Annotated in this window: 3 protein-coding genes; 2 read left to right on the forward strand and 1 reads right to left on the reverse strand. The window is 37.5% G+C overall.

Annotated elements, in window-relative coordinates; translation table 11 throughout:
* Both CXF89_RS19080 and CXF89_RS19085 read left to right on the forward strand, forming a co-directional pair.
* Nucleotides 1-470, forward strand: a 470-nt coding sequence (locus tag CXF89_RS19080; RefSeq protein WP_121955477.1) for a hypothetical protein, incomplete at its 5' end; no start/stop codon positions are given.
* A gap of 17 nt (nucleotides 471-487) precedes the next feature.
* The gene (locus CXF89_RS19085) at nucleotides 488-1036 is read left to right on the forward strand and encodes a hypothetical protein (RefSeq protein WP_121955478.1); all 549 of its coding nucleotides are present in this window, start codon (nucleotides 488-490) and stop codon (nucleotides 1034-1036) included.
* Nucleotides 1037-1099: 63 nt separating this feature from the next.
* On the opposite strand, the gene CXF89_RS19090 is transcribed toward CXF89_RS19085, so the two are convergent.
* A partial coding sequence (locus CXF89_RS19090; protein ID WP_121955479.1) for an oxidoreductase occupies nucleotides 1100-1864 on the reverse strand: 765 nt, incomplete at its 5' end.

The following is a 1864-nucleotide window of genomic DNA, read 5'->3' on the forward strand; positions in this document are numbered from 1 at the left end:
AAAATAAATCAGCATCAGTTGTAGGTTATTATATTTCTGAAGATGATATAAAAAAACAAGTAAAAACACCTGGCGGTGGTGGCGATAATGTTAGTTACGAACCTTATAAAGACACAGAAGCAGCGCTGTATACTGTGCTTTCTAACAAATTTGAAAACGTCTATAAGCTTGAATCATTAACTGATAGTACATTTTTAAAAGATAAGAAAATTGAGTATGTATTCATACCGACAATAACCACGCAATCTAGCTCAGATAGCTTATTCACATGGCCTCCTACAGAATTTACCTTCACGCTAAACTGTAAAACTTTAAATAACAATGGTGATATAGCATGGAATAGTGAAGTTAAAGGTTTTGGCAAAGCTGAATTTGATGAGTTTAAAAATGATTTTTCTTTATCTGCAAAACGTGCAACGGAAGAAGCATTTAACAAACTAGTTGTAGAACTTGATCAATCAAATTTATAAATAAGGACAGAAATAAAATGAAGTATAAAAGTTCACTAGGTTTAATCGCGGCTTTATTTTTAAGTGCATGTACCATTCAAGTTCCACCTTATAGTGCAGATATCAGCAACGTTTCTAAACTAAAAGAAGAGTCTAATACACCCGTCTCAGTTGGAACAATTGAATCAGAAAAAAAATTAAATAAGATATCACTTCGAGGCTCTCCTCTTGTTTCATCTGTAGGCAACAGCTATGGAGAATATATTGAGAGCGCTTTAATACAAGAATTAAAACTGGCTAAACTTTGGTCTGGCGTTGCTAAAAAGCAAGTGACTGGCAAGGTTATTGATCAAGATATTGATGTAACAGGGTTCTCAGAGGGGAAATCATTTATAAAAGTAAATTTTGTTGTTTCAGAAGACGATGCAATTTTATTTGAGAAAGTAATTTCAGCTGAACATAATTTCGACTCTTCATTTATTGGAGCAATTGCAATCCCAAATGGTCAACGAAGCTATGTAGAGCTTGTTCAAAAATTACTTAAGAACTTGTATTCTGACGAAGAGTTTATTACTGCAATTAAGTAAGTACTCTCTGTGCAATTAAAACAAATAAGGAGCTGTATATTACAGCTCCTTATTTATATAAATTTAATTTGTAACTGGATAATCGGTATAGCCTTGCTCTGCACCACCAAACAAAGTGTCGGGGTTATGGCTGTTAAGAGGCTTGCCTTGCTTTAAGCGTGCTGGTAAGTCTGGGTTTGATACAAACGGGCGACCAAAACCAATCATGTCGGCCCAGCCTTCGCTAATTGCTTTGTCTGCGCGCTCTTTGGTGTACTTGCCTGCGTAAATTAATACACCGCTGTAAGCTTTACGAATGGCGTGTTTAAACTCAACACTCATTAAAGGTGCATCATCCCAATCGGCTTCAGCTATATGCATGTAACCTACACCGGCTTTGTTTAATGCCTCAGAAACAGCTAAATAAGTTTCCTCAGGGTTTTCGTCTACTGTGCCATTAAGGGTTGTTAACGGGGCTAGTCTTACGCCTACCTTGCTGCTACCAATTTCGTCGCTAACAGCATTTACCACTTCAATTAAAAAGCGTATACGGTTTTGCACGCTGCCACCATATTCATCGGTGCGAGCATTTGACTCTGAGTCTAAAAACTGGTTAATAAGGTAACCATTTGCAGCATGAAGCTCTATGCCATCAAATCCTGCATTAACTGCATTTTTAGCAGCTTGACGAAATTCGCCTATGACTTGCGTAATATCTTGTTTGCTCATTTCGCGTGGTAACTGAGTATCTACAAAACCCGGTGTGCCGTTTGTATCTACAAATATTTTTACGTCTTTTGCAGCAATGGCCGAGGCTGAAATAGGCTGCACGCCACCGGTGTTGTCACT

The sequence above is a fragment of the Pseudoalteromonas sp. MelDa3 genome (assembly GCF_002863625.1).
GTDB classification, from domain to species: domain Bacteria; phylum Pseudomonadota; class Gammaproteobacteria; order Enterobacterales; family Alteromonadaceae; genus Pseudoalteromonas; species Pseudoalteromonas arctica.